The 26460-nt window shown below is 69.0% G+C and carries 29 protein-coding genes and 1 tRNA gene; 13 read left to right on the top strand and 17 right to left on the bottom strand.

Features of this window, described 5'->3' with window-relative positions; genetic code table 11:
* Positions 1–310 precede the first annotated feature (310 nt).
* Together A7B20_RS06230 and A7B20_RS06235 are read right to left on the bottom strand one after the other, a co-directional pair.
* Positions 311–386, bottom strand: a tRNA-Ala gene (locus A7B20_RS06230).
* A gap of 155 nt (positions 387–541) precedes the next feature.
* Positions 542–865: a TIGR02300 family protein gene (locus tag A7B20_RS06235; RefSeq protein ID WP_102107702.1), complete on the bottom strand. Its 324-nt coding sequence runs from the start codon at positions 863–865 to the stop codon at positions 542–544.
* Between the two features lie 172 nt (positions 866–1037).
* On the opposite strand from A7B20_RS06235, the gene A7B20_RS06240 reads away from it, so the two are divergent.
* Together A7B20_RS06240 and A7B20_RS06245 are read left to right on the top strand one after the other, a co-directional pair.
* Entirely contained in the window at positions 1038–1730 is a 693-nt protein-coding gene (locus A7B20_RS06240; protein ID WP_102107703.1) for a M48 family metallopeptidase, read from the top strand.
* A gap of 7 nt (positions 1731–1737) precedes the next feature.
* Positions 1738–2388, top strand: coding sequence for a GntR family transcriptional regulator (locus A7B20_RS06245; protein WP_245866622.1), 651 nt, complete (start codon positions 1738–1740; stop codon positions 2386–2388).
* A 175-nt stretch (positions 2389–2563) separates the two neighbouring features.
* Here the strand turns inward: A7B20_RS06245 and A7B20_RS06250 are convergent, their stop codons facing one another.
* The 13 genes from A7B20_RS06250 to mdh all read right to left on the bottom strand — a co-directional run bounded on the left by A7B20_RS06250 (position 2564) and on the right by mdh (position 16909).
* Positions 2564–3841 (bottom strand): SulP family inorganic anion transporter, encoded by a 1278-nt coding sequence (locus A7B20_RS06250; RefSeq protein WP_102107705.1) that lies wholly within the window; start codon positions 3839–3841, stop codon positions 2564–2566.
* 310 nt (positions 3842–4151) lie between these two features.
* Positions 4152–5540, bottom strand: coding sequence for a dihydrolipoyl dehydrogenase (gene lpdA / locus A7B20_RS06255; RefSeq protein WP_102107706.1), 1389 nt, complete (start codon positions 5538–5540; stop codon positions 4152–4154).
* A gap of 84 nt (positions 5541–5624) precedes the next feature.
* Positions 5625–6020 (bottom strand): MAPEG family protein, encoded by a 396-nt coding sequence (locus A7B20_RS06260; RefSeq protein ID WP_102107707.1) that lies wholly within the window; start codon positions 6018–6020, stop codon positions 5625–5627.
* Positions 6021–6215: 195 nt separating this feature from the next.
* On the bottom strand, positions 6216–6479 hold the full coding sequence (locus A7B20_RS06265) for a DUF3303 family protein (protein ID WP_102107708.1): 264 nt from the start codon (positions 6477–6479) through the stop codon (positions 6216–6218).
* A 72-nt stretch (positions 6480–6551) separates the two neighbouring features.
* A complete protein-coding gene (locus tag A7B20_RS06270) occupies positions 6552–6866 on the bottom strand; it encodes a hypothetical protein (protein ID WP_102107709.1) in 315 nt (104 codons plus the stop codon).
* 297 nt (positions 6867–7163) lie between these two features.
* Positions 7164–8750 (bottom strand): 2-oxoglutarate dehydrogenase complex dihydrolipoyllysine-residue succinyltransferase, encoded by a 1587-nt coding sequence (gene odhB / locus A7B20_RS06275; RefSeq protein ID WP_102107710.1) that lies wholly within the window; start codon positions 8748–8750, stop codon positions 7164–7166.
* Between the two features lie 4 nt (positions 8751–8754).
* Complete coding sequence (locus A7B20_RS06280) at positions 8755–11727, bottom strand: 2-oxoglutarate dehydrogenase E1 component (protein ID WP_102107711.1); 2973 nt, start codon at positions 11725–11727, stop codon at positions 8755–8757.
* A 45-nt stretch (positions 11728–11772) separates the two neighbouring features.
* Positions 11773–12279 (bottom strand): DUF805 domain-containing protein, encoded by a 507-nt coding sequence (locus A7B20_RS06285; RefSeq protein WP_102107712.1) that lies wholly within the window; start codon positions 12277–12279, stop codon positions 11773–11775.
* 84 nt (positions 12280–12363) lie between these two features.
* Entirely contained in the window at positions 12364–13245 is an 882-nt protein-coding gene (gene sucD / locus A7B20_RS06290; RefSeq protein WP_102107713.1) for a succinate--CoA ligase subunit alpha, read from the bottom strand.
* 274 nt (positions 13246–13519) lie between these two features.
* Positions 13520–13849 carry a hypothetical protein gene (locus A7B20_RS06295; RefSeq protein WP_102107714.1) on the bottom strand — a complete coding sequence of 110 codons (330 nt, stop codon included), beginning with the start codon at positions 13847–13849 and terminating at the stop codon, positions 13520–13522.
* A 249-nt stretch (positions 13850–14098) separates the two neighbouring features.
* Positions 14099–14365 (bottom strand): hypothetical protein, encoded by a 267-nt coding sequence (locus A7B20_RS06300; RefSeq protein WP_157937615.1) that lies wholly within the window; start codon positions 14363–14365, stop codon positions 14099–14101.
* Positions 14366–14494: 129 nt separating this feature from the next.
* A complete protein-coding gene (gene sucC / locus A7B20_RS06305) occupies positions 14495–15688 on the bottom strand; it encodes an ADP-forming succinate--CoA ligase subunit beta (RefSeq protein ID WP_102107716.1) in 1194 nt (397 codons plus the stop codon).
* Positions 15689–15946: 258 nt separating this feature from the next.
* Positions 15947–16909 (bottom strand): malate dehydrogenase, encoded by a 963-nt coding sequence (gene mdh, locus A7B20_RS06310; protein ID WP_102107717.1) that lies wholly within the window; start codon positions 16907–16909, stop codon positions 15947–15949.
* Between the two features lie 149 nt (positions 16910–17058).
* Between mdh and A7B20_RS06315 the strand changes: the two genes are divergently transcribed.
* Positions 17059–17814 (top strand): sulfite exporter TauE/SafE family protein, encoded by a 756-nt coding sequence (locus tag A7B20_RS06315; RefSeq protein WP_102107718.1) that lies wholly within the window; start codon positions 17059–17061, stop codon positions 17812–17814.
* Positions 17815–17824: 10 nt separating this feature from the next.
* Here the strand turns inward: A7B20_RS06315 and A7B20_RS06320 are convergent, their stop codons facing one another.
* The gene (locus tag A7B20_RS06320; RefSeq protein WP_245866626.1) at positions 17825–18151 is read right to left on the bottom strand and encodes a hypothetical protein; all 327 of its coding nucleotides are present in this window, start codon (positions 18149–18151) and stop codon (positions 17825–17827) included.
* A 180-nt stretch (positions 18152–18331) separates the two neighbouring features.
* Here A7B20_RS06320 and A7B20_RS06325 point away from each other — a divergent pair, with 180 nt between their 5' ends.
* The 4 genes from A7B20_RS06325 to A7B20_RS06340 are packed head-to-tail and all read left to right on the top strand — an operon-like array spanning position 18332 to position 20982.
* Complete coding sequence (locus A7B20_RS06325; protein ID WP_102107720.1) at positions 18332–19210, top strand: HpcH/HpaI aldolase/citrate lyase family protein; 879 nt, start codon at positions 18332–18334, stop codon at positions 19208–19210.
* Positions 19207–19752 carry an NnrU family protein gene (locus tag A7B20_RS06330; RefSeq protein WP_102107721.1) on the top strand — a complete coding sequence of 182 codons (546 nt, stop codon included), beginning with the start codon at positions 19207–19209 and terminating at the stop codon, positions 19750–19752. Before A7B20_RS06325 ends, A7B20_RS06330 begins: the two co-directional genes overlap by 4 nt.
* 4 nt (positions 19753–19756) lie before the next feature.
* Positions 19757–19957, top strand: a complete 201-nt coding sequence (locus A7B20_RS06335) for a DUF1737 domain-containing protein (protein WP_102107722.1) — start codon at positions 19757–19759, stop codon at positions 19955–19957.
* Positions 19954–20982 (top strand): MaoC family dehydratase, encoded by a 1029-nt coding sequence (locus A7B20_RS06340; protein WP_102107723.1) that lies wholly within the window; start codon positions 19954–19956, stop codon positions 20980–20982. The genes A7B20_RS06335 and A7B20_RS06340 overlap by 4 nt, the downstream gene beginning before the upstream one ends.
* Before the next feature lie 258 nt (positions 20983–21240).
* Here the strand turns inward: A7B20_RS06340 and A7B20_RS06345 are convergent, their stop codons facing one another.
* The gene (locus A7B20_RS06345; protein WP_102107724.1) at positions 21241–22116 is read right to left on the bottom strand and encodes a polysaccharide deacetylase family protein; all 876 of its coding nucleotides are present in this window, start codon (positions 22114–22116) and stop codon (positions 21241–21243) included.
* A gap of 321 nt (positions 22117–22437) precedes the next feature.
* On the opposite strand from A7B20_RS06345, the gene sdhC reads away from it, so the two are divergent.
* The 6 genes from sdhC to A7B20_RS06375 are packed head-to-tail and all read left to right on the top strand — an operon-like array spanning position 22438 to position 26460.
* Positions 22438–22821, top strand: a complete 384-nt coding sequence (gene sdhC / locus A7B20_RS06350; protein ID WP_102107725.1) for a succinate dehydrogenase, cytochrome b556 subunit — start codon at positions 22438–22440, stop codon at positions 22819–22821.
* A gap of 13 nt (positions 22822–22834) precedes the next feature.
* A complete protein-coding gene (locus tag A7B20_RS06355) occupies positions 22835–23206 on the top strand; it encodes a succinate dehydrogenase, hydrophobic membrane anchor protein (protein WP_102107726.1) in 372 nt (123 codons plus the stop codon).
* 42 nt (positions 23207–23248) lie between these two features.
* On the top strand, positions 23249–25054 hold the full coding sequence (sdhA, locus tag A7B20_RS06360; RefSeq protein WP_102107727.1) for a succinate dehydrogenase flavoprotein subunit: 1806 nt from the start codon (positions 23249–23251) through the stop codon (positions 25052–25054).
* Positions 25054–25356 (top strand): hypothetical protein, encoded by a 303-nt coding sequence (locus tag A7B20_RS06365; RefSeq protein ID WP_102107728.1) that lies wholly within the window; start codon positions 25054–25056, stop codon positions 25354–25356. Before sdhA ends, A7B20_RS06365 begins: the two co-directional genes overlap by 1 nt.
* Positions 25353–25670, top strand: coding sequence for a hypothetical protein (locus tag A7B20_RS06370; RefSeq protein ID WP_102107729.1), 318 nt, complete (start codon positions 25353–25355; stop codon positions 25668–25670). Before A7B20_RS06365 ends, A7B20_RS06370 begins: the two co-directional genes overlap by 4 nt.
* Before the next feature lie 10 nt (positions 25671–25680).
* Positions 25681–26460, top strand: coding sequence for a succinate dehydrogenase iron-sulfur subunit (locus A7B20_RS06375; RefSeq protein ID WP_102107730.1), 780 nt, complete (start codon positions 25681–25683; stop codon positions 26458–26460).

Consider the following 26460-nt stretch of genomic DNA (forward strand, 5'->3'; position numbering starts at 1 on the left):
ACTCCAGGTCCGCATAGCCGTCCTCAACGGCTACACCGCGCTCGGCATCCCCGTCACAGAGGCCGTGGGATAAGTCTGTCCGGGGAAAGGGGAACCTCGGTCGCCAGGTGATTTGCGCAACAGAGCCGGTCTTTTCGACAACTCAAGCCGACTCCACGCAGGCGGGACTCGACCGGATCGTGGGCCTGTCCTCCACCTCACAGGCATCGTGATCGGCAACACGCCTGCGAACCATGCCGGCATCGGCCTGAGCCGGAGATGCGATCCGTTCGCCGCGGTAGCGACACTGACGGGTGCTGTCGGGGGGATTTGGTGGAGCCTAGCGGGATCGAACCGCTGACCTCCTGCATGCCATGCAGGCGCTCTCCCAGCTGAGCTAAGGCCCCGTTGTGACCGCGCCGTCTTGCTGCCGTTTCGGTCACAGGCGCGGTCTATGGGATGACGCGGGGCAGTTCAAGCGGAAAAATGCGTGCCCCGCGGGTGTTTTTCGGCCCGCTCCGGCGGGCGGCGTCCGGCCCCGGAAACCGGGCCGGACCGGCGCTCAGTCGTCGTCCACCGGGACGTCGGCGATGTCGTCGAGCGACACGTCCTCGTTCTCGTCGTCGTCCTCGAGGACGTCGTCGCCGAGATCGACTTCGGTATCGTCGTCATCCTCGTCCAGGATCACCTCGTCGTCGTCGTTGACGTCCTTCTTCATCGCATCCTTGTCGGCCTTGTCGGCCAGCATGGTGCGCGAGCCCTTGCCGGTGTCGAGGACCACGACCTCGCCGGTGTAGGGGCTGACGATGGGCGACTTGCCCAGGTCGTAGAACCGCTTGCCGGTGGTCGGGCACACCCGCTTGGTGCCCCATTCTTCCTTGGGCATTGGATACCCCTTCTTGCTGAACTGTCTCGTGGCGGAAAAGAGGCCCATGCCACAGGCGACGCCGCCTGTCAAAGCCTGTTTGGCCCCTGTCGGGCGGGCCTCTTGGCTCTGGCGCGGCGCGGGCGGCGCGGTCTATGATCGGCGCCGTCACGACCCCTTTCCGGAGGTTCATATGGGTGAGGCGGTGCTGCCGGGCAACCCTCCGATCGACATCGTCCTGCGCCGCTCGGCGCGGGCGCGGCGGATCTCGCTCCGGGTGTCGGGGCTCGACGGGCGGGTGACGCTGACCCTGCCGCGCCGGGTGGCCGAATCCGAGGCGCTGGGATTCGCCCGCCAGAAGGAGGACTGGATCCGCCGCCAGCTGGCCGGAACGCCGGGCGCCGAGACGGTGGGCTTCGGCGCGGTCCTGCCGGTGGAGGGGCGGATGCGCCGGGTGGTGCCGGGGGCGGGGCGCGCGGTGCGGCTCGGGGCCGAGGTGCTGGAGGTGCCGGGCGCGGCGGGTGCGGTCGGGGCGCGGGTCGAGGCCTTCCTGAAGGCGCTGGCGCGGGACCGGCTGGTGGCGGCCTCGGACGGCTATGCCGCGCGGCTCGGTCTCGGCTACGGGCGGATCAGCCTGCGCGACACGCGGTCGCGCTGGGGGTCGTGCTCGGCCGCGGGGGACCTGATGTATTCCTGGCGGCTGATCCTCGCCCCGCCCGAGGTGCTGGCCTATGTCGCGGCGCACGAGGTGGCGCACCGGGCGCGGATGGACCATTCCCCCGCCTTCTGGGCGGTGGTGGCCGGCCTGATGCCCGACCATGCCCGCCACCGCGCCTGGCTGCGGCGCGAGGGCGCGAGCCTGCACCGCTGGCGGTTCCGCGCGTGAGGCCGGCGTGCTCCTGAACCCGCAGCGCGCCGATTCGGGGCTGGCCGCCCACGACCGGGTCTACCGCAGCCTGCGCGCGCAGATCATGCACGGCGAGATCGCCCCGGGCGTGGCGCTGACCCTGCGCGGCATCGGGCGGCAGTTCGACGTCTCGATGACCCCGGCGCGGGAGGCGGTGCGGCGGCTGGCGGCCGAGGGGGCGCTGACGCTCTCCTCCTCGGGGCGGGTCGCGACGCCGGAGCTGTCGAACGAGCGGATCGAGGAGCTGGGGGCGCTGCGCGCGCTTCTGGAGGTCGAGCTGGCCTCGCGCGCCCTGCCGCGGGCGCATATCGCGCTGATCGACCGGCTGCAGGCGATCAACGGCACCCTGGCCGAGGTGATCGCCAAGCACGACGCCGTCGGCTACCTGCGCACCAACCTCGAGTTCCACCGCACGCTCTACCTCCGCGCCCAGGCACCGGCGATGCTGGCCATGGCCGAGACGGTCTGGCTCCAGCTCGGCCCCACGATGCGGCGGCTCTACGGTCGGCTGATGCGCACCGACCTGCCCGCGGGGCACCGGATGATCCTCGCGGCGCTGCGCGCGGGGGACGAGCCGGGGCTGCGCCTGGCCGTGCGCACCGACGTGACCCAGGGGCTGCGGCTGCTTCTGTCGTGAGAGGCGGGGGGCTGCCGCCCCCCGCACCCCCCGCCCGGCGCCGACGGGGCGAGGCGGCGCATCTGGGCCGGCGTCGCGGGGGGCTGTCTGCCCCCCGGATCCGCTGCGCGGATCCTCCCCCCGAGGATATTTGGGAAGCAAAGATGGGGGCCGGGTGCGGGAGCGGCGAGGGCGATCAGCGCTCGGGCGGGGTCCAGTCGCTTTCCGCGTCGGCGCCGCTCCCGGTGCGGCGGGCGAGGCGCAGGGCGAGGCCGAGGGCGGTGCCGGTGCCGATCGCCACGGTCAGGTCCACGGTGACGGTCAGCACCAGGGTCAGCAGCAGCAGCAGGCGGTCGGCGGGGCGGGCGCGGGCGTAGCCGCGCCACTTGTGCGGCTCGCTCATGTTCCAGGCGGTGACCATCAGCAGCGCGGCGAGGGCGGGCAGGGCGAGGTCGCCCGCGAGCGGGGCGGCGAAGAGCAGCACCAGCAGGATGACGAGGGCGTGGACGATGCCCGCGACCGGCGTCCGACCGCCCGCGCGGACGTTGGTGGCGGTGCGGGCGATGGCGCCCGTGGCGGGCAGGCCGGCGAAGAGCGCGGCGCCGAGGTTCGCCGCGCCCTGGGCCAGGAGTTCGGCATTGGGGCGGTGGTGGCCTTCGATCATCCGGTCGGCGACCATCGCCGAGAGCAGGGATTCGATCCCGGCGAGGAAGGCGATGACGATGGCCGAGGGCAGGAGCTCGACGATGCGGGCGGGGGAGAGATCGGGGAGCGCGGGGGCCGGGAGGGCGCGGGGCAGGGCGCCGAAGCGGGAGGCGATGGTGTCGACGGGCAGGTCGGCGAGGGCGACGAGGGCCGAAGCGAGGGCGACCGCGACGATCAGGCCCGGAAAGCGCGGGGCGAGGCGGCGCAGGGCGAGGATCAGCGCGAAGGCGAGCAGGGCGACGGCGAGGGCCGGCAGGCTGAGCGTGTCGCGGGCCGCCCAGAGCACGGGCAGCTTCTCGAGGAAGGCGGCGGGCAGGGCGGGGGTGGCGAGGCCGAGGACGTCCTTGACCTGGCTCGTCGCGATTATGATGGCGATGCCGATGGTAAAGCCGTTCACCACCGCCTCGGGGACGAAGGCGATCAGCCGCCCGGCCCGGAAATATCCCGCGACGAGCAGCATCAGCCCGGCCATGAAGGTGGCGAGCACAAGCCCGTCGTAACCGTGTTCGGCGATGACGCCGAAGACGACGACGATGAAGGCACCGGTGGGACCGCCGATCTGCACCCGGCTGCCGCCGAGGGCCGAGATCAGGAAGCCGCCGACGATCGCCGTCACCAGCCCCTTCGCCGGATCGGCGCCCGAGGCGATGGCGATGGCGAGGCTGAGGGGGATCGCCACCATGGCGACGGTCGCCCCGGCGAGGAGGTCGGCCGCGAACTGGTGGCGGTCGTAGGTCTTGAGGGTGGTCAGGATCTTGGGCTGGCGCATGGTTGGCACTCGACGCTTTCAGCTGTCTCTAGAGCGCGCGGGCCCCGCGAAGTAAATGGCCTTGGTGCGGCTGCGTCGCCTTCGGGGGGGTGCGGATCGTCCGGCAGCGCCTTGGGGGCCGTGGTCGGGGGGCTGTCTGCCCCCCGGATCCGCTGCGCGGATCCTCCCCCCGAGGATATTTGGGAAGCAAAAATGGGGTTTGGGGCCCGGTCGAAGGCCGTGGGCCCGGTGGAATCGCGGTCCTCGCCGTTCGTGCAGGATGGCGCCGACCGGCCGGCGGGGCTGGTCGGCGCGCGGCGTGGCGTCGGCGTCAGGAGTGGATGGGGCCGTCGCCGCAGGCCAGCGCCGCCTCGCGCACCGCTTCCGAATAGGTCGGATGGGCGTGGCAGGTCAGGGCGAGGTCCTGCGCCGCGGCGCCGAACTCCATGGCGACGCAGATCTCGTGGATCAGGTCGCCCGCCATCGGGCCGATGATGTGGGCGCCGAGGATGCGGTCCGTCTCCTTGTGGGCGAGGATCTTGACGAAGCCGTCGGCGGCGAAGTTGGCCTTCGCCCGGCCGTTGCCCATGAACGAGAACTTGCCCGCCTTGTAGGGCGTGCCCGCCTCCTTCAGCTGCTCCTCGGTCATGCCCACGCTCGCCACCTCGGGGTGGGTGTAGATGACGCCCGGGATCACGCCGTAGTTGACGTGGCCCGCCTTGCCCGCCAGCACCTCGGCCACGGCCATCCCCTCGTCCTCGGCCTTGTGGGCCAGCATCGGGCCCTTGATCGCGTCGCCGATGGCGTGGATTCCCTTGACCGAGGTCGCCCAGTGGGCGTCGGTCTCGATCTGTCCCCGCGGGGACATCTTCACGCCGAGCGCGTCGAGGCCGAGGCCGTCGGTGAAGGGTTTGCGGCCCGTCGCCAGCAGCACGATGTCGCTGTCCAGCGTGTGCTCGCTGCCGTCCTTGTTCAGCTTGTAGCGCGTCGTCGCCTTGCCCTTCGCGGTGTCGACCCCCTGAACGGCCGCGCCCATGACGAACTGCAGGCCCTGCTTCTCGAGCAGCCGCTTGAAGGACTTCTGCACCTCGCCGTCCATGCCCGGGGTGATGACGTCGAGGTATTCGATCACCGTCACCTCGGCCCCGAGCCGGCGGTAGACGCTGCCCATCTCGAGCCCGATCACCCCCGCGCCGATCACGGTCATCGTCTTCGGCACCTTGTTCAGCGACAGGGCGCCCTCGGAGGAGACGACGGTCTTCTCGTCCACCTCGACGCCCTTCAGCGGCGCGACCTCCGAGCCGGTGGCGATGACGATGTTCTTCGCCTCGTGCACCTCGTCCCCGACCTTGACCTTGCCCGCCTCGGGAATGGACGCCCAGCCCTTGATCCAGTCGATCTTGTTCTTCTTGAACAGGAACTCGATGCCCTTGGTGTTCTGGCCGATGACGTCGGTCTTGTAGGCCTGCATCTGCTGCCAGTCGACCGAGGGGCTCTTGCCCTTCAGGCCCATGGCGGCGAAGTTGTGCTCCGCCTCGTGCAGCATGTGGGTGGCGTGGAGCAGCGCCTTGGAGGGAATGCAGCCGATGTTGAGGCAGGTGCCCCCGAGCGTCTCGCGCCCCTCGACGCAGGCGGTCTTCAGGCCGAGCTGGGCGCAGCGGATGGCGCAGACATAGCCGCCGGGGCCGGAGCCGATGACGATGACATCATAAGCGGACATGGGGTCTCCTTTGGTTCGGGCAGTCCTGATCGCGTGTTCGGCCCGTCCATAGCGCACAAGCCGCGCCGCGGACAGGGTTTCCGGTCAGATCAGCGCGGCAAGAAGCATCAGGACCGTCGCGAAGAAGCCCACGGCCCAGATCAGCGAGCGCCAGGGCCGCCAGCCGAGGGCGTAGGCGGGGATGTAGAGGACGCGGGCGGCGAGGTAGGTCCAGCCGCAGGCGGCGGTCAGCGCGGTGTTCTGGCCCGACATCTGGGTGACGCCGACGGCGATGCCGAACAGGATCAGCCCCTCGAAATGGTTGGCGAGGGCGCGGCCGAGGCGGGCGGTCACGGCCGACATCTCGCGGCTGGGCGGGCGGTCGCGGGCGGACATGGTGTAGCCGGGGCCGAGCTCGCGGTTGGCGGGCACGGCATAGAGCGCGAACTGGAGCGCCTGGAGCAGCGCGGCGAGGGTCAGGGCGGTAAGCTCGGGGGTCATGCTGGGCCTTTCCGTGGCTGTCGGTCATCGAAGAAGGCCATCAAGTCCGCGGGGTCGTCAAACATGACGTCCCGGCCGGCACGTGACCGGGGCGAGAGACCTCCGCCACGGACGGGTTGCAGCGATGCGCATTCCGGTCGGGATTGCCCCGCCCGGTCCTTCGTCCGGACGGGCGAGCCCAGCGCCAAGGCAGCGTCAGGCGGTGTTCAGGAAGTGGTAATCCGCCCCGGTGATGCCCGCCCTGTCGTCGTAGAGCCCGCCCTGCATCGCGTCCACCCAGGGCTGCGCCTCGTCGCGGTCGGACACCTCGAACAGCGCCCAGAACGTGTTCGGATCGCCCGCGTCGGTCCAGAGCTGGAGCATCGAGAGGCCCGCCTTGCCCTGGTTCTCGCGGTCGTCGTCGAGGAACCGGCGCCAAGCGGCGGGATCGGTGGTCTTGTGGCGGATCAGCAGTTGCATGGCGGGGCCCTTCATCGGTGGACTTGGGATGGGTGATATCACCCATCCTACCGCAACGCGGCAGGCGGCGCTTCAGGTCCGGCAGATCAGCGGCGCGGCGAGCGTCGTCTCGGCATAGCGGGCGCCCTGGTCGGCGGTCTGGCGGAGGATCTCGTCCTTCGGCGCGTCGACCCAGCGGCAGTTGCCGTCGTTCGCGGTGGCGGCGCGGGCAAGCTTCAGCCGCTCGTCGAGGGAGCGCGGCACGGCGGGGTCGAAGACGAACAGGTGCCAGCGGGCGCGGTCGCCATAGGGGCGGGTCGATTCGACGTGGCGGATGGACATGCCCTCGGGCACCTCCTGCGGCATGCAGGCGGCGAGGAGGGGAAGAAGGAGGAGGGTGCGTTTCATGCTGTGCGGTCTGTCCCTGCGGTGTCGTCATCCTCGGGCTTGACGCGAGGATCTGTCGGCGAAAGCCCGCCGAGGCGCGGCTGTCGCAGGAACAAGGCGGCCGGAACGGTCCGGGTTCCCCGAATACCGGGTTTCGGGGGCGTCGGGGCCTACCGCCAGCCATCGGGACAGGGAGGCATACCGGGCCGCGGCCCGGCGAACCGCGCGTGCCCGGGCCGATGGTGGCGCGATGATGGGACGGGAGTGGGAAGGCGGCCGGGCTGGAGCCCGGCCTTCAGCGGGCTTTCGCCCGCCGGATCAGAGGTCCATCAGCAGCCGCCGCGGATCCTCCAGCGCCTCCTTCACGCGGACGAGGAACGTCACCGCGCCCTTGCCGTCGACGATGCGGTGGTCGTAGCTGAGGGCGAGGTACATCATCGGCCGGATCTCGACCTTGCCGCCGATGGCCATGGGGCGGTCCTGGATCTTGTGCATCCCGAGGATGCCCGACTGCGGCGGGTTCAGGATCGGCGAGGACATGAGCGAGCCGTAGACGCCGCCGTTCGAGATCGTGAAGGTGCCGCCCTGCATCTCGGCCATCGAGAGCTTGCCGTCCCGCGCCTTGGCGCCGAGTTCGGCGATGGCCTTCTCAATCGCGGCGAAGGACATCTGGTCGGCGTCGCGCACCACCGGCACGACGAGGCCCGTGGGCGTGCCGGTGGCGATGCCCATGTGCACGAAGTGCTTGTAGACGACGTCGGTGCCGTCGATCTCGGCGTTCACTTCCGGCACTTCCATCAGCGCGTGGCAGCAGGCCTTGGTGAAGAAGGACATGAAGCCCAGCTTCACGCCGTGCTTCTTCTGGAACAGGTCCTTGTATTCGTTGCGAAGCTCCATGATGCCGGTCATGTCCACCTCGTTGTAGGTGGTCAGCATCGCCGCGGTGTTCTGGCTGTCCTTCAGGCGCTTTGCGATGGTCTGCCGCAGCCGGGTCATCTTCACCCGCTCCTCGCGGTCGGCGTCCGACGCGGGGGAGGGGGCGCGGGGGGCGGGCCTGGGCGCGGGGGCCTCGGCCCTCGGCTGGGACAGCGCCTTCATCACGTCGTCCTTCATCACCCGGCCGTCCTTGCCGGTGCCGGTGACGGCATCGCGCGAGACGCCCTTCTCGGCCATCATCTTCTTGGCCGAGGGCGCGTCCTCCACGTCCTTCGCCACGGTGCCCTGCATGCCGCCGGGCTTCTCCGTGGTCTCGGGCGTGCCTTCCTCGACCGAGTGCGCCTGGCCTTCGCCGCCGCGGCTCATCTCGGCCAGCTTGCCGCCCGCCTTCACCGTCTCGCCCTCGCCGGCGAGGATCTTGCCGAGCACGCCGGCCGCGGGGGCCGGAACCTCGACGCTGACCTTGTCGGTCTCGAGCTCGCAGAGCATCTCGTCGGCCTCGACGGTGTCGCCGGTCTTCTTGAACCAGGTCGACACGGTCGCCTCGGTCACGGATTCGCCCAGCGTCGGCACCATGACGTCGACGGTCTGGCCATCGCCGCCGCCGCTGCCGCCTTCGGGCTGCGGTGCCGCCTTCGGCTCTTCCTCGGCCTCGGCCAGCCCTTCGGCCTCGGCGCTCGCGCCCTTCGCGGCGCTGGCCTTCGGCGTCATCTCCTCGGGACCGGCGCTGCCCTCCTCGGCGATGGTGGCGAGCAGGGCGTCGACGCCGACGGTGTCGCCCTCCTGGGCCACCAGTTCGGCCAGCTTGCCGGAGACGGGCGAGGGCACCTCGACCGTCACCTTGTCGGTTTCCAGCTCGCACAGCATCTCGTCCACCGCGACGCTGTCGCCGGGCTTCTTGAACCAGGTGGCGACGGTGGCTTCGGTGACGCTTTCGCCAAGGGTGGGAACGCGGACTTCGGTACTCATGTGCTTATCCTTCCAGGCCGAGCGCGGCGTCGACCAGTGCGGTCTGTTGTGCTTTGTGTTGCGAGGCCAGGCCCGTGGCGGGCGAGGCGGAGGCGGGGCGCCCGACATAGGCCGGCCGCTTGGTCGCGGCGCCGATGCGCGAGAGCACCCATTCGATGTTGGGCTCGATGAAGGTCCAGGCGCCCTGGTTCTTCGGCTCTTCCTGGCACCATATCATCTCGGCGCCCTTGAACCGCTCCAGCTCCTTCACGAGGCTGAGCGCCGGGAACGGGTAGAACTGTTCGATCCGGAGCAGGTAGATGTCGTCGAGCCCCTCGGCGTCGCGCTTCTCCAGCAGGTCATAATAGACCTTGCCCGAGCACATCACGACGCGTTTGATCTCGGCGTCGGGTTTCAGCGTGAAGTCCGAGTTGCCCATCTGCGCGTCGTCCCACAGCACCCGGTGGAAGCTGGACCCGGTCAGGAAATCCTCGGCCTTGTTGACCGCCAGCTTGTGGCGCAGCAGGGATTTCGGCGTCATCAGGATCAGCGGCTTGCGGTAGCTGCGGTGCAGCTGGCGGCGCAGGATGTGGAAGTAGTTCGCCGGGGTCGAGCAGTTGGCGACGATCCAGTTGTCCTGGCCGCACATCTGCAGGAACCGCTCGAGCCGCGCCGACGAGTGCTCGGGCCCTTGCCCTTCGTAGCCGTGGGGCAGCAGGCAGACGAGGCCCGACATGCGGAGCCACTTGCTTTCGCCCGACGAGATGAACTGGTCGAACATGATCTGCGCGCCGTTGGCGAAGTCGCCGAACTGCGCTTCCCAGATGGCGAGCGCGTTGGGCTCGGCCAGCGAATAGCCGTATTCGAACCCGAGCACCGCGTATTCCGAGAGCATCGAGTCGATGACCTCGTAATGCGCCTGACCCTCGCGGATGTTGTTCAGCGGATAGTACCGCTCTTCCGTCTCCTGGTTCACGATGCCCGAATGGCGCTGCGAGAAGGTGCCCCGCGTGCTGTCCTGGCCAGCAAGGCGCACCGGGTAGCCTTCGAGCAGCAGCGCGCCGAAGGCCAGCGCCTCGGCCGTGGCCCAGTCGAAGCCCTCGCCAGTCTCGAACATCTGCTTCTTGGCGTCGAGCAGGCGCTCCACCGTCTTGTGGGTGGCGAAGTTCTCGGGCGTCGTGACCAGCGCCTTGCCGATCGCCTCGAAGGTCTCGCGCTTGATGGCGGTCTTGCCGCGCTGGTACTTCTTGCCCTGCTTGTCGAGATGGCTCCAGCGCCCGTCCAGCCAGTCGGCCTTGTTCGGGCGGTATTCCTTGCCGGCCTCGAACTCGTCGTTCAGCAACGCCTGGAAACGGGCCTTGGCATCCTCGATCTCGCCTTCGGGGATCAGCCCGTCGGCCACCAGCCGGTCGGTGTAGAGCGTGAGCGTCGTCTTCTGCTTCTTGATCTGCTTGTACATCTGGGGGTTGGTGAACATCGGTTCGTCCCCCTCGTTGTGGCCGAAGCGGCGGTAGCAGAAGATGTCGATCACCACGTCCTTGTGGAACTTCTGGCGGAACTCCGTCGCCACCTTGGCGGCGTGGACCACCGCCTCGGGGTCGTCGCCGTTGACGTGGAAGATCGGCGCCTCGACCACCAGCGCGTTGTCGGTGGGATAGGGGGAGGAGCGCGAGAAGTGCGGCGCGGTGGTGAAGCCGATCTGGTTGTTCACCACGATGTGCATGGTGCCGCCGGTGCGGTGGCCGCGCAGGCCCGAGAGCGCGAAGCACTCCGCCACCACGCCCTGGCCCGCGAAGGCCGCGTCGCCGTGCAGCAGGATCGGCAGCACCTTGGTGCGGTCGGTATCGTCGAGCTGGTCCTGCTTGGCCCGCGCCTTGCCCAGCACCACGGGGTTCACCGCCTCGAGGTGCGAGGGGTTGGCGGTCAGCGACAGGTGCACCTTGTTGCCGTCGAACTCGCGGTCGGACGAGGCGCCGAGGTGGTACTTCACGTCGCCCGAGCCGTCCACGTCCTCGGGCTTGTAGCTGCCGCCCTGGAACTCGTTGAAGATCGCGCGGTAGGGCTTGTGCATCACGTTGGCCAGCACCGACAGGCGGCCGCGGTGGGGCATGCCGATGATGATCTCCTTGACGCCGAGCGCGCCGCCCCGCTTGATCACCTGCTCCATCGCCGGAATCAGGCTTTCGCCGCCGTCGAGGCCGAAACGCTTGGTGCCCATGTACTTGACGTGCAGGAACTTCTCGAAGCCCTCGGCCTCGACCAGCTTGTTCAGGATCGCCTTGCGGCCCTCGCGGGTGAAGCGGATCTCCTTGTCATAGCCCTCGATCCGCTCCTTCAGCCAGGCGGCCTCGACCGGGTTCGAGATGTGCATGTACTGGAGCGCGAAGGTGCCGCAGTAGGTGCGGCGCACGATCGCGAGGATCTCGCGCAGCGTCGCCATCTCGAGGCCGAGCACCTTGTCGATGAAGATCGGCCGGTCCATGTCCTTTTCCTCGAACCCGTAGGAGGCGGGGTCGAGCTCGGGCTGGTCGCCCGGGTCGCGCATCCCGAGCGGGTCGAGCTGCGCGGCAAGGTGGCCGCGGATCCGGTAGGCGCGGATCAGCATCAGCGCCCGGAGCGAATCCAGAACGGCGCGCTTGATCTGCTCGTCGCTGACCTTCACGCCCTGTTCGGTGGCCTTGTTCGCGATCTTCTGCGCGGCCGCCTTCGCCTCCTTCGCGGGGGCGGCGGGCGCGGCGGGCCACTGGCCGTCGAGCGCGGCGGTCAGCTCGTCGCTGGGCTGCGGCGGCCAGTCGGTGCGGGTCCAGCTGGCGCCCTGCGCCTCGGCCCTCGCGTCGTCGGCGGTGTCGCCGAGGGACTTGAAGAAGGCGCGCCAGCTTTCGTCCACCGCGTGGGGGTCGCTGGCGTATTTCGCGTAGAGCTGTTCGAGGTATTCGGCGTTGTGCCCCTGCATGAAGCTCGAGGCGTGGAAGACGTCGTTCGGGGACTGGTCGGTCATGGGATCACCTCATCAATCGGTGGGATCGGGGCGGAGGGGGAAGGGTCATGCGGGGGGCGGGCCCCACTGGTTCTCGCGCGGCTCGGAGGGGCGGGTGAGCCACCAGAGCACCAGCAGCGGCGAGATGGCGAGGACGATCATCGCGGGGACCAGCACGATGGCGGCCAGCACCCCGGCCTCCCCGTCCCGGAACTGGCCGATGCCGCCGAAGAAGGCGACGGCAGTGCCGATGCCGACCATGACGATCAGCGGGTAGAAGACGTAGAGCCCGCTGCGCCCGGTGTCGTGCATCCGCCGCCAGCCCGCGGCAAGGCCGGGCAGGAAGGTGGCGAGGCCGAAGAGCCCGGCGATGGGGCCGTTCGACGCCACCGCCATCTGGCCCGGCCCGGTCTCGACCATGGTGGTGCCGAAGAGGACCGAGTCGACGATGCCGAGGGCCACGGTGCCGAGGAACATGAACAGCACGAAATACCAGTACTCGGACCGCGAGGCGCGGCCCGAGAAGGTGACGTATTTCCGGAAGCAGGTCCGCACGGCGCCGGCGAAGCTCATGGCCGCGCCTCCGCCGCACCGCGCCGGAGCGCCGGTCGCGGGGTATCTGTGCAGGATCCGTGCGGCGCGCGCCCCGTCATGGTGTCACCCGATCGCCTTCAGCACCGCCTCGCCCAGGCCCGCGGGGCTGTCGGCCACCACGATCCCGGCGGATTTCATCGCCTCGATCTTGTCCTCGGCGCCGCCCTTGCCGCCCGCGACGATGGCGCCGGCATGGCCCATGCGGCGGCCCGGGGGGGCGGTGCGGCCCGCGATGAAGCCCGCGGTGGGCTTCCAGCGCCCGGCCTTCTTCTCGTCCTTCAGGAACTGCGCGGCGTCCTCCTCGGCCGAGCCGCCGATCTCGCCGATCATGATGATGCTCTCGGTCTCGGGGTCGGCCAGGAACATCTCGAGCACGTCGATGTGCTCGGTCCCCTTGATCGGGTCGCCGCCAATGCCGACGGCCGTGGACTGGCCGAGGCCGCTGTCGGAGGTCTGTTTCACGGCCTCGTAGGTAAGCGTGCCCGAGCGGGAAACAACACCCACCGAGCCGCGCTTGTGGATGTGGCCGGGCATGATGCCGATCTTGCAGGCGCCGGGCGTGATGACACCGGGGCAGTTCGGCCCGATCAGCCGCGACGCGCTGTTCGCGAGCGCGCGCTTCACCTTCATCATGTCGAGCACGGGGATGCCCTCGGTGATGCAGATGATCAGCGGGATCTCGGCATCCAGCGCCTCGAGGATCGAGTCGGCGGCGAAGGGGGGCGGGACGTAGATGACGGAGGCATTGGCCCCGGTCTTCGCCACCGCCTCGTGGCAGGAGTTGAACACCGGCAGGTCGAGGTGGGTCTGCCCGCCCTTGCCCGGGGTCACGCCGCCGACCATCTTGGTGCCGTAGGCGATGGCCTGTTCGCTGTGGAAGGTGCCCTGGGAGCCGGTGAAGCCCTGGCAGATCACCTTGGTGTTTTCGTCGACGAGAATGGCCATGGCTGGATCCTTGCTGATTATGTCCTGTGGCCGCGCAGGGCGGGGATGCCCGCTGCGGCGGAGTGTCGGGGATGGGAGGTGCCGGGCACGCGCAGGCCGACCGGCGCGCCGACGCCGTTGGCGACGGTCCGGGCGCGTTGATGGTGTGTGGTGAAGGGAGGTTCCGAGTGCGGCGCAAAGCTGAGCCGCGGTGCGGAGCGCACCCGGCAGGCCGTGTCGGCGCCGCGGAACAGGAAGTGGCCCGGCGCCGTGTGGACGGCGCGGCGTGCGGCCGTCAGTCGTCCGATGCGATCTCGTCCAGCAGCCGCGTCAGCAGCATCGCCGCCCCGGCGACGACCATCGAGCGGCCGAGCGACACGCCGAGGTTGCCCGGCGCGATCCTCGAGACCCCGTCGCGCGACCGCCGCGCGGCGCGGCGCAGCAGCGTGTCGTCCGCGTGGTCCCCCAGCGGAACCGGGTCCGGCATGTCCATCAGCGACGGCTTCGACCGCCACAGCAGCGCGCCGAGCCCGATCAGCCCCAGGCTGACCAGCGCCGGGGACACCCGCGACGAGGGCGGCGGCGGCGCGATGGTGGAACGGCTGGGCAGATGGATGTTGCGCATGGGAAATATCTCCTTTCAGCGGAGAACGTGCGCCGGAGCCTGTCCGTTCCACGGTCGCGCGATGCGCGCCGTAATCGCTGTCGGATATTCCGGAGGGAAGCGGGATCAATCCTTTCCTTCGCTCACCAGAAGCTGCGCATGACCTCGAGTCTGTCCCGGATCCCCCGGCCGTCATCTTGCGTCCGTCAACATCTTGCAACTGCTCCCGGAAAACCACGTGCCTTGCGAACGTCGCCGAGGCGACCAACATCATGAGCACGGCTTGCTTCCTCCCGAATCGATGAAACGATTGAATTTGCGAAAGGCAAATCCGAGAGGGATCCAGAGGATGACGACCAGCAGAATGTTAACGGCCAAGGCAGTCGCCGCCATGGGCTGATACCCGTTGTTGGCACCGAAACTGAGGTCGGCGGACAGCCAGAAACTGAGGAGGCAGAGTAAGGAAAGCGTCGTGAAAATGCCGACGGCGACTATGTCATAGACCTTCGGCGAACCGAAAACGCTGAACAGGAACAAGGGCAGAACAGCGGTCGCCAAACTACTTGTAACCAATTGCAGCAATCCCGACGACCTCCCGAAAACACGTCGCAGGCATCTCATGCACCCCGCCAAAGCGGTGGCGGGGGCAGGGACACGGAACAACGCTTACCCCTTCACCGCCTTGACGATCTTCTCCGCCCCGTCGCGCAGGTCGTCGGCGGCGATCACGTCGACGTCGCTCTCGTTCAGGATGCGCTTGCCTTCCTCGACGTTGGTGCCTTCGAGCCGGACGACCAGCGGCACCTTCAGGCCCACTTCCTTGACCGCCGACACCACGCCCTCGGCGATGACGTCGCAGCGCATGATGCCGCCGAAGATGTTGACGAGGATGCCCTTCACGTTCGGATCGGAGGTGATGATCTTGAACGCCTCGGTCACCTTCTCCTTCGTGGCGCCGCCGCCGACGTCGAGGAAGTTGGCCGGTTCGGCGCCGTAGAGCTTGATGATGTCCATGGTCGCCATGGCCAGGCCTGCGCCGTTCACCATGCAGCCGATCTCGCCATCGAGCGCGATGTAGTTCAGGTCGTATTTCGAGGCGGCGAGTTCCTTCGCGTCCTCTTCCGTCTCGTCCCTGAGTGCGGCGATGTCGGCGTGGCGGTACATGGCGTTGCCGTCGAAGCTGATCTTGCTGTCCAGCACCTTCAGGTCGCCCTTGTCGGTGACGATCAGCGGGTTGATCTCCAGCATCTCCATGTCCTTCTCGAGGAAGGCCTTGTAGAGGATGCCCATCAGCGACACGCACTGCTTCACCTGCTGGCCTTCGAGGCCCAGCGCGAAGGCGATGCGGCGGCCGTGGAACGGCTGGTAGCCGGTGGCCGGGTCGACGGCGAAGGACAGGATCTTGTCGGGGGTGCTGGCCGCGACCTCCTCGATGTCCATGCCGCCCTCGGTCGAGCAGACGAACGAGATGCGGGACGAGCCGCGGTCGACCAGCAGGGCGAGGTAGAGCTCGCGCTCGATCCCCGAGCCGTCCTCGATGTAGATGCGGTTCACCTGCTTGCCCGCGGGTCCGGTCTGGTGCGTCACCAGCGTGCGGCCCAGCATCTTCTTCGCTTCCTCCGCGGCCTCGGCCACGGACCTCGCCAGCCGGACGCCGCCCTTCTCGCCGGCGTCGGCCTCCTTGAAATGGCCCTTGCCGCGGCCGCCGGCGTGGATCTGCGCCTTCACGACCCAGAGCGGCCCGTCGAGTTCGCCCGCCGCCGTCTTCGCATCCTCGGCCCGCGTCACCGGACGCCCGTCCGACACGGGGGCGCCGTAGGAGCGGAGCAGGGCCTTGGCCTGGTATTCGTGGATGTTCATGGGGCGCGTATCCTTCTGGAGGAAGTCAGTTTCCCCTTCCATGACACGGCGCGGCGCGGGCTTTAAGCCTAAAGTCGGGCTTTTGAATCATTGGGCGGAAAATTTCCGGTTTTGTGATCACGCGAAATGCAGGTGTGATCACAGCGCCCGCGGCCGGGCCCGGCGATGGGGCGCGAGGATGATTCGGAGGGATCCCGCCAGCGCCCAAAGCAAAAAGGGCCCCGCGCGGGGGCCCTTCCTCGGTCCTTCGCCGTCCGCTCAGGCGAGGGAGCTGTCGATGCCCTTGCAGGCCTCGACAAGGCCCTTCACCGCGTCCACCGACTTGTCGAACATGGCCTTCTCGTCCTTGTTCATCTTGATGTCGATGATCCGCTCGACACCGCCCGCGCCGATCACGGTCGGCACGCCGACATACATGCCCTTGAGGCCGAGGGCGCCATCGACCCATGCCGCGCAGGGCAGGACGCGCTTCTGGTCCTTGAGATAGGCTTCGGCCATCTCGATCGCCGAGGTCGCGGGGGCGTAGAAGGCCGAGCCGGTCTTCAGCAGGCCGACGATCTCGGCCCCGCCGTCGCGGGTGCGCTGGATGATAGCATCCATCTTCTCCTGCGTGGTCCAGCCCATCTCGACCAGGTCCGGCAGGGGGATGCCGCCTACGGTGGAGTAGCGGGCGAGCGGCACCATGGTGTCTCCGTGGCCGCCGAGGACGAAGGCGGTGACGTCCTTCATCGAGACGTTGAACTCGAGGCTCAGGAAGTGGCGGAAGCGGGCGCTGTCCAGCACGCCGGCCATGCCGCAGACCTTGTTGTGGGGCAGGCCCGAGAATTCGCGCAGCGCCCAGACCATCGCGTCGAGCGGGTTGGTGATGCAGATCACGAAGGCGTCGGGCGCATGCTCCTTGATGCCCTCGCCGACCGACTTCATGACCTTGAGGTTGATGCCGAGCAGGTCGTCCCGGCTCATCCCCGGCTTCCGCGGCACGCCCGCGGTCACGATGCACACATCGGCGCCCGCGATGGCGGCGTAGTCGTTGGCGCCGGTCACGGAGGCGTCGAACTTCTCGGAGGGGCCGGATGACGCGATGTCGAGCGCCTTGCCCTGGGGGGTGCCTTCGGCGATGTCGAACAGGACGACGTCGCCGAGCTCCTTGATGGCGGCGAGATGGGCGAGGGTGCCGCCGATCTGCCCGGCGCCGATCAGCGCGATCTTGGGTCTGGCCATGGAAAAGTGCCTTTGCTGGTTTCCGGTTGCCGCGGTGGGTAGCCATTCGGCCCGAGTCGCGCAAGGGCGCCGCGACGCAGCACCGGCTGGCGGGTCCCTGCGGCCTGCGCTAAGCCTGCGCCGGTGAACCGGCGGCAGGGGGGCGACGGATGATCGAGATTGGCCCGGAATTCTTCGCCTTCGCCGTACCCGCGGTGCTCTTCGCGGCGGTCTCGAAGGGCGGATTCGGATCGGGGGCAGCCTTTGCCGCCGCGCCGTTCCTGGCGCTCATCCTGCCGCCGGCGCAGGCCATCGGGCTGATGCTGCCGCTGCTTCTGGTGATGGACGCGACCGCGCTCCGCCCCTTCTGGGGCCGCTGGGACTGGGCCATCTCGAAGCGGCTGATCCTCGGCGGGCTGCCGGGCGTGGCGCTTGGCGCCGCGATCTACAGGGTGGCCAACGCCGATGCGCTGCGGCTGATGATCGGCGTTGTCGCGGTGGGCTTCGTGATCTGGCAACTGGCCCGCGCCCGCGGCTGGATCCGGCTGGAGCGGGCAAGCCCGGGGCCTGTCGCGGGATACGTCTGGGGGGCCGTGGCGGGGCTGACGAGCTTCATCAGCCACGCCGGCGGACCGCCCGCGGCGGTCTATCTGCTGACCCAGAAGCTCGACAAGACGACCTACCAGGCGACCACCGTGATCTCCTTTGCGGTGGTCAACCTGTTCAAGCTGGTCCCCTATACCGCGCTCGGCATCTTCAGCCGCGAGACCCTGATCGCCGACCTCTACCTGGTGCCGGTCGCGGTCCTCGGGGTTTATGCCGGGGTCTGGCTGCACCGCATCGTCAACGAGCGGCTGTTCTTCGGGCTGACCTACGCCTTCCTGACCGTCACCGGCTGCAAGCTGATCCTCGACGCGCTGACCTGAGGGCGGCGCCTCAGGCCGGGTTGCCCTTCGGCGGAAGCGTCTCGGTCACCGCCTCCCAGGCCTGGCCCGCGGCGACCACGCAGGACAGGCCCGCGGGGGTCGAGACGAGGATGGTCCACGTGCCGGTGTCGCGGGCGGCAAAGACCTCGACCACCTGGTTGCCGCCGCCAAGCCCGATGGACTGGCGCACCTCGCCATAGCGGTCGGCCAGCCGTTCCGCCACCACGGCGCGGGGGGCACAGTTCGTGGCGGGGCGGGGCGCTTCGGCAAAGGCGCGCTGCGCGGCCAGCATCAGCCCGGCGAACCCGAGGGAAAAGGCAACGACGTCGCGGTGCATGGACATTCTCCTGTGAAACGGCGACGGGACCGTCCCGGCGCGGGTCCGAGACTGCGGCTAGACTGCCCGAAAGAGCTTAACACGGCGTTCGCATCCCTCTGCTGCGTTGCGGCAAAAGAGTCCTTGCGAAGGGCCGCGGTTGCGTGCTGTTCTCGGCGCGATGAAACGGGAGGCATCGGCATGACGGAGGCGAAGGCGCGGCCCTGGCGGTCGGTCCTCTACATCCCCGGCTCGAACGCGCGGGCGCTCGACAAGGCCCGGAGCCTGCCGGTGGACGCGATCATCTTCGACCTCGAGGATGCCGTCGCGCCCGAGTCGAAGGCCGCGGCGCGCCAGACCCTGGCCGCCGCACTGGCCGAGGGCGGCTATGGCGCGCGGGCGCGGCTGGTGCGGATCAACGCGCTCGACACCCCCTGGGGCGCCGAGGATGTCGCCGCGCTGGCCGGGGCGGGCGCCGACGCGCTGCTGCTGCCCAAGGTGAACGGGCCGGGCGACGTGGCCGCGCTGGCGGCGATGCTCGACGCGACCCCGGGCACCGCCGGGCTGGCCATCTGGGCGATGATGGAAAGCTGCGCGGGCGTGCTGAACGCCGCCGCCATCGCGCGCGCGCCGCGCATGGGCGGCTTCATCCTCGGCACCAACGACCTCGCCAAGGAGATCGGCTGCGATACCGGCGACGGACGCGCGGCGCTGGTCACGGCGCTCCAGAGCTGCCTCATGGCGGCGCGGGCGGCGGGCATCCCCTGCGTCGACGGCGTCTACAACGCCTTCAAGGACGAGGCGGGCCTGCGCGCGGAATGCGAACAGGGCCGCGCCTTCGGCATGGACGGCAAGACGCTGATCCACCCCGCCCAGGTCGCCACCGCGAACGAGGTCTTCGCGCCCACCCCCGCCCAGATCGAACTGGCGCAGCGCCAGATCGAGGCCTTCCGCGCCGCCGAGCGCGAGGGCAAGGGCGTCGCCGTGCTCGACGGCAAGATCGTCGAGAACCTGCACATCGTCACCGCCGAGGCGACCCTCGCCAAGGCCGACGCCATCCGAGCGCTGGAGCACACATGATCCTCATCCTTCTCGGCCTGATCCTCTGGGCGGGCAGCCACTACTGGAAACGGCTCGCCCCGGGCAGCCGCGCGCAGGCGGGCGACAAGGGCAAGATCGTCGTCGCGATCGCCTCCGTCCTCGGCATCGTGCTGATGGTGATCGGCTATCGCGGGGCCGAGGGGACCTTCTTCTGGGGCCCTTCCGCCGCGCTGGTCGGCATCAACAACCTGCTGGTGCTCTTCGCCTTCTACCTCTTCGCCTCGAGCGGCGCGAAGACCCGGATCACCCGCAGGATCCGCCATCCGCAGCTGACCGCGGTCAAGGTCTGGGCGGTGGCGCACCTGCTGGTGAACGGCGACACGCCCTCGTTCCTGCTGTTCGGCGGCCTCCTCGCCTGGGCCGTGGGAGAGGTGATCCTGATCAACCGGGCCGAACCCGCCTGGACCCCAGCCCACCCGGTGCCGGTGAGGAAGGAGATCACCGCGATCATCGCCACCGTCGTCGTCTTCGCCGTCGTGGCGGGAATCCACACCTGGCTCGGAGTGAACCCCTTTGCGTGAACACATGATCTACCGCCTGCTGACGGGCGACGACACGTCGGAGTTCTGCCACAAGGTCTCGGACGCGCTCGGCAAGGGGTGGGAGCTTCACGGCTCCCCGGCCTACGCCTTCGACGCGGCCAACGGCGTGATGCGCTGCGCCCAGGCGGTGACAAAGGTGATCGCCAAGCCCTACGAGCCGGGGATGAAGCTGGGCCAGCAATGAGGGGGGCGAAGACCAACCCCGGCCGCTTCTTCGAGGACTACCGGGTGGGCGAGGTGATCCGCCACGCCGTGCCCAGGACCGTCGGCGCGGGAGAGCGGGCGCTCTACCACGCGCTCTACCCGGCGCGCCACGCGCTCTACTCCTCCGACCGGTTCGCCCGGACCTGCGGGCTGCCGGCATCTCCCCTCGACGACCTGATCGCCTTCCACACCGTCTTCGGCAAGACGGTGCCCGACATCTCGCTCAACGCCATCGCCAACCTCGGCTATGCCGAAGGCCGCTGGCTGGCCCCGGTCTGGCCCGGCGACACCCTGCGTTCGGAGTCCGAGGTGATCGGGCTGAAGCAGAACTCGAACGGGAAAAGCGGCGTCGTCTGGGTGCGCACCCGGGGGCTGAACCAGCACGACGAGACCGTGCTGTCCTATGTCCGTTGGGTGATGGTGCGGCGCCTCGCACCGGGCGATGCGCCCGACACCGTGGTGCCCGACCTCGCCGCCGCCGTCGCCCCGCAGGATCTGGCGGTGCCGCAAGGCCTCGACTTCACGGGATACGATTTCACCCTCGCCGGCGAACCCCACCGCCTTGGCGATTACACCCCCGGCGAGGTGATCGACCACGTCGACGGCGTCACCGTGGAAGAGGCCGAGCACATGCTCGCCACCCGCCTCTGGCAGAACACCGCGAAGGTCCACTTCGACGTCACGGCGCGCGAGGGCGGCCGCCTGATCTACGGCGGCCACGTCATCTCGCTCGCCCGCGCGCTCAGCTTCAACGGGCTCGCGAACGCGCAGATGGTCGTCGGCCTCAACGGTGGCGCCCACGCCAACCCCTGCCTCGCCGGGGACACGGTGCGCGCCTGGTCCGAAGTGCTCGACACCGCCGCGACCGCCGCCCCCGGCGTCGGCGCGATCCGCCTGAGGACGGTCGCGGTGAAGGGCGAGGGTGAAGGCCTGAAAGGCGAGGACGGCAGATACCTGCCCCACGTCCTGCTCGACCTCGACTACTGGGCGCTGATGCCCACCTGACCCGCCGCCGCCGGGGCGCGGCACGGCGGACCGCTGCCCGGGTCGAGACGCGGGGATGCCGCCTGCGGCAGTATCCTGCTGAAGGAAGAAGCGGGGACCAGGCCCGCGATCGGTACTCCGCCAAGGACCCTCCGGCGCGGGACGGCCGATCCGGAGGGCGCTGCCGCCCCCATCTTTGCTTCACAAATATCCCCGCCGGAGGCTCCCGAACTCCCGACCGGCGCGACGATCGGGGCCGTGCGCGACCGCGCCGGTTCCCTAAAGGCCGAGAGCGCGGTAATGGTCGCTGATCGCCCCCGCGGTGGTGATCCAGACCCGCTCCCCGGCATGCTCCACGATATGCGCGAGCGCGCGTTCGAGATGCCTCAGCCGGTGCGGCTGTCCCACGAGATAGCCGTGCAGCGCGATGCCCATGACCAGCGGGCGGCGGCGGCTTTCCTCCAGCATCACGTCGAAGGCGTCGACGATCATCGCGCCGAACTCCCGCCCCTCGCGTTTCCGCCCGACGATCTGGGGAATGTCGTTCAGCTCCTGCGGATAGGGGACCGACAGGATCCGCCCGCCCCGGGTCTTCATCCACACCGGCTGGTCGTCGTGGCACCAGTCGAGGAGATAGTCATAGCCCGCCTCCTGCAGAAGGTCCGGGGTCACCTCGCTCTGGCTGATCCAGGGACCGAGCCAGCCCTTCGGCGCGCGGCCCTCCTGCCGCGTCAGTTCGGCCGTGGCTTCGGCGATCAGGGCCGCTTCCCCGGCCTCCGGCAGCACGCCCTGCCGCTCGGCATTGGTGCGCCCGTGCCCGGCGATCTCGTCGCCGCGGGCGCGGAAGGCCTCGATCACGCCGGGCGCCTCGCCGTAGGCGGCGCTGTTGGCGAGGACCGTCACCGGCAGGGACAGCCGGTCGAACATCTCGATCATCCGGAACAGGCCGACCCGGTTGCCGTAGTCGCGCCAGGCGAAGTTCAGCACGTCCGGTTGCGGCCCGCCCGGCGCGAGTTCGGCGCCAAGCCCCTCGCCGAACGGGAAGACCTCGACGTTGACGCCAAGGTAGACGGCCAGCCGTCTGCCGCCGGGCCAGTCGAAACCGGGCCGTGCGGTGATGGGCGAGAAGGGGTAACGGGCGTGGTGGCGGAGCATGCGGGACCTCGGAACTTGAGCTGCCGCGCGACTTCAGCAGGCTTTCGCGCCCGGCACAACGACAGGTCCCGGCCATCCGCGGCGGCCGGCGGGCGGGGCGCCGGTTTCCTGCAGGAAACCGGGTCATTTTCCTTCAGGAAAATGATGCCGCGCGGGGTCCGGGGTGCGGGCGCGGCAATCGCGCGCCGCGGCAGGTGCGTCCAATGGCGCGGCGGAAATTGTCCGATTGCCGTGGCTTGCAGGTGCCTGCCGCTATAGGATAGCCCATAGCCAAGAGAAAATTGCGCCGCGCCGCAGCGGCCAGGAAAAGGGAAGACGGCCATGGCTGACGTCAACCGGGGCAACCGGCCCCTCTCGCCGCATCTGTCGATCTACAGACCGCAGCTGACCTCGATCACCTCGATCCTGACCCGGATCACCGGCAACGCGCTGATCGTCGCTGCGCTGCTGATCGTCTGGTGGTTCGTCGCCGCCAGCGTCTCGGCCGAAGCCTTCGCGACCGCCGACGCGGTGCTGACCGGATGGTTCGGCGATCTGGTGCTGTTCCTGTCGGTGCTGGCCCTGTGGTACCATAGCCTTGCCGGGCTGCGTCACCTCTACTGGGACACGGGCCGGGGCATGGACATCGAGACGGCCGAGAAGCTCGGCTGGGCCTGCATCGGCGGTTCTGTCGTGCTGACGGTGCTGACCGTCCTCGTGGTCTGAAGGAGACAGAGACATGACGTTCATGACAGACAGGAAGCGCGCCGTCGGCCTCGGTTCGGCCAAGTCCGGCACGGCGCACCACTGGCAGATGACGCTGAGCTCGGTGGGTCTCCTGATCCTCGTGCCGCTCTTCGTCTTCACCTTCGGCCCGATCCTCGGCGGCAGCTGGGAAGAGGTCACGGCCTATTACGCGCAGCCCCTCCCGGCGGTGATCGCCGGGCTGACGCTGGCCGTCGGGTTCCTGCATTTCCGCAACGGCTGCCAGGTGCTGATCGAGGACTATACCGACGGCGTCGCGCGCAAGGCGCTGATCGTCGCCGTGACCTGCCTCAGCTGGGGCGCTGCGGCATTGGGTCTGCTCGGCATTGTCCGGCTGGCGCTGTGAAATATCTGACCGACATCAACCGTATGAACGGGAGCTTGCCGCATGGCTGCATATGATTACGAGACCCATGAATACGACGTGGTCGTCGTGGGCGCCGGCGGTGCCGGTCTGCGGGCGACCCTCGGGATGGCGGAGCAGGGGCTGAAGACGGCCTGCGTGACCAAGGTGTTCCCGACCCGCTCGCACACCGTGGCGGCGCAGGGCGGCATCGCCGCCTCGCTGTCGAACATGGGGCCGGACAACTGGCAGTGGCACATGTACGACACCGTGAAGGGGTCGGACTGGCTGGGTGACACGGACGCCATGGAATACCTCGCCCGCGAGGCGCCGAAGGCCGTGTACGAGCTGGAGCACTACGGCGTGCCCTTCTCGCGCACCGAGGACGGCAAGATCTACCAGCGGCCGTTCGGCGGCCACACGACCGAGTTCGGCGAGGGCCCGCCGGTGCAGCGCACCTGCGCCGCCGCCGATCGCACCGGCCACGCGATCCTGCACACGCTCTATGGCCAGAGCCTGAAGCAGAAGGCGCAGTTCTACATCGAGTATTTCGCGATCGACCTCATCATGTCCGAGGACGGCGTCTGCCAGGGCGTGCTCTGCTGGAAGCTCGACGACGGCACGCTGCACCTCTTCGCGGCGAAGATGGTGGTGCTGGCGACCGGCGGCTACGGCCGCGCCTATTTCAGCGCCACTTCCGCCCACACCTGCACCGGCGACGGCGGCGGGATGACGGCGCGCGCCGGGCTGCCGCTCCAGGACATGGAATTCGTGCAGTTCCACCCCACCGGCATCTACGGCGCGGGCTGCCTCATCACCGAGGGCGCGCGGGGCGAGGGCGGTTACCTCACCAACTCCGAGGGCGAGCGGTTCATGGAGCGCTATGCGCCGACCTACAAGGACCTCGCCTCGCGCGACGTGGTCAGCCGCTGCATGACCATGGAGATCCGCGAGGGCCGGGGCGTCGGCAAGGACGGCGACCACATCCACCTGAACCTGAACCACCTGCCCAAAGAGGCCCTTCAGGAGCGGCTGCCGGGGATCAGCGAATCCGCCAAGATCTTCGCCGGCGTCGACGTCACGAAGGAGCCGATCCCGGTCCTGCCGACCGTGCACTACAACATGGGCGGCATCCCCACGAACTACTGGGGCGAGGTGCTGGCGCCGACGGCGGACAACCCCGACAACATCTCGCCGGGCCTGATGGCCGTGGGCGAGGCGGGCTGCGCCTCGGTCCATGGCGCCAACCGCCTGGGCTCGAACTCGCTGATCGACCTCGTGGTGTTCGGCCGCGCCGCGGCGATCCGGGCGGGCAAGATCGTGGATCCCGCCACCGCCGTTCCGACCCCGAACAAGCGGTCCATCGAGGCCGCGCTCAGCCGGTTCGACGGGCTGCGCTATGCCAAGGGCCACGTGCCCACGGCGGAACTGCGCCTCGAGATGCAGAAGACGATGCAGGCCGACGCCGCCGTCTTCCGCACCGACGAGACGCTGAACGCGGGCCAGAAGAAGATGGAGGAGGTCGCGGCGAAGCTTTCGGACATCAAGGTGACGGACACCTCGATGATCTGGAACTCGGACCTCATGGAGACGCTCGAGCTCGAGAACCTGATGCCGAACGCGGTGGCGACGATCACCGCGGCGGCGGCGCGGAAGGAAAGCCGGGGTGCCCATGCCCACGAGGATTACCCCGAGCGCGACGACGAGAACTGGCGCAAGCACTCGCTGATCTGGTTCAAGGGGCAGAAGGCCTCGCTCGGCTATCGCGGGGTGCACATGCAGCCGCTCACCAGCCACAACGACGGCGGCATCGACCTGAAGAAGATCGCGCCGAAGAAGAGGGTGTACTGATGAAGAAGCTCCTCGCCCTGATGACGGTCGGCGCCTGCCTGGCCACCGCGGGCTCTGCCATGGCCGGGGGGCGCGCGCTCTGCCCCGCGGGATATGCCGTCGGGCAGGATGCGCGGGGCCGCACGGTCTGCGTGGCGTCGGCCGCGACGCCGGTGCGCGGGCTTGCGGTGCTGAAGGTCCAGCGGGAATATCGCAACGGCCGCCTGTGCCTCTATCCCTACCGCCCCTCGGACATGGTGTTCATCGGTGGCGCGGGATACCTGACGAAGGACCAAGCGCGCCGGCGGCAGGGCTGTCTGTGAAGCCGCTCCTGCTGATCCTGGCCGGTGCGAGCCTTGCGGCCTGCACCCCCACGGCGCGCGACGACCTGACGCGTGCCGCGGCGCGCAACGCGATCCGGCCGGTGGTGGCGCAGCGGCTGCCCGGCGTGCCGGTCGAACCTGCCATCGACTGCATCATCGACAACGCCGCGTCGAACGAACTGCTGGGTCTCGCCTCGGACGCCGTGACCGGGCCGACGGCCAGCACCGTGCAGTCCGTCACCCAGATCGCGTCGCGTCCCGCGACGATCCAATGCCTGGCGGCCGAGGGGTTGCCGGCGCTCTTGAGAACATAGGAGCAGAGACATGGTCCAACTGACCCTGCCGAAGAACAGCCGGATCAAGACCGGCAAGACCTGGCCGAAGCCCGAGGGCGCGACCAACCTGCGCACGTTCAACATCTACCGCTGGAACCCGGACGACGGGCAGAACCCGCGGGTCGACACCTATTTCGTCGACATGGACACCTGCGGGCCGATGGTTCTGGACGCGCTCATCAAGATCAAGAACGAGATCGACCCGACCCTGACCTTCCGCCGCTCCTGCCGCGAGGGGATCTGCGGCTCCTGCGCGATGAACATCGACGGCGTGAACACGCTGGCCTGCATTCGCGGCATGGACGAGATCAAGGGCGACGTGAAGATCTATCCGCTGCCGCACATGCCGGTGGTCAAGGACCTGATCCCGGACCTCACCCATTTCTACGCCCAGCACGCCTCGATCCAGCCCTGGCTCGAGACCAAGACCCCGGCGCCCGCGAAGGAGTGGAAGCAGAGCGTGGAGGACCGCCGCAAGCTCGACGGACTCTACGAGTGCATCATGTGCGCCTGCTGCTCGACGTCCTGTCCCTCCTACTGGTGGAACGGCGACCGCTATCTCGGGCCGGCCGCGCTGCTCCAGGCCTATCGCTGGATCATCGACACCCGCGACGAGGCGACGGGCGAGCGGCTGGACGATCTCGAGGATCCGTTCAAGCTGTATCGCTGCCACACGATCATGAACTGCGCCAAGACCTGCCCGAAGGGGCTGAACCCGGCGAAGGCGATCAGCGAGATCAAGCAGCTGATGGTCGAGCGTACCGTCTGA

The sequence above is a fragment of the Oceaniglobus roseus genome (assembly GCF_002869745.1).
Lineage (GTDB): Bacteria > Pseudomonadota > Alphaproteobacteria > Rhodobacterales > Rhodobacteraceae > Oceaniglobus > Oceaniglobus roseus.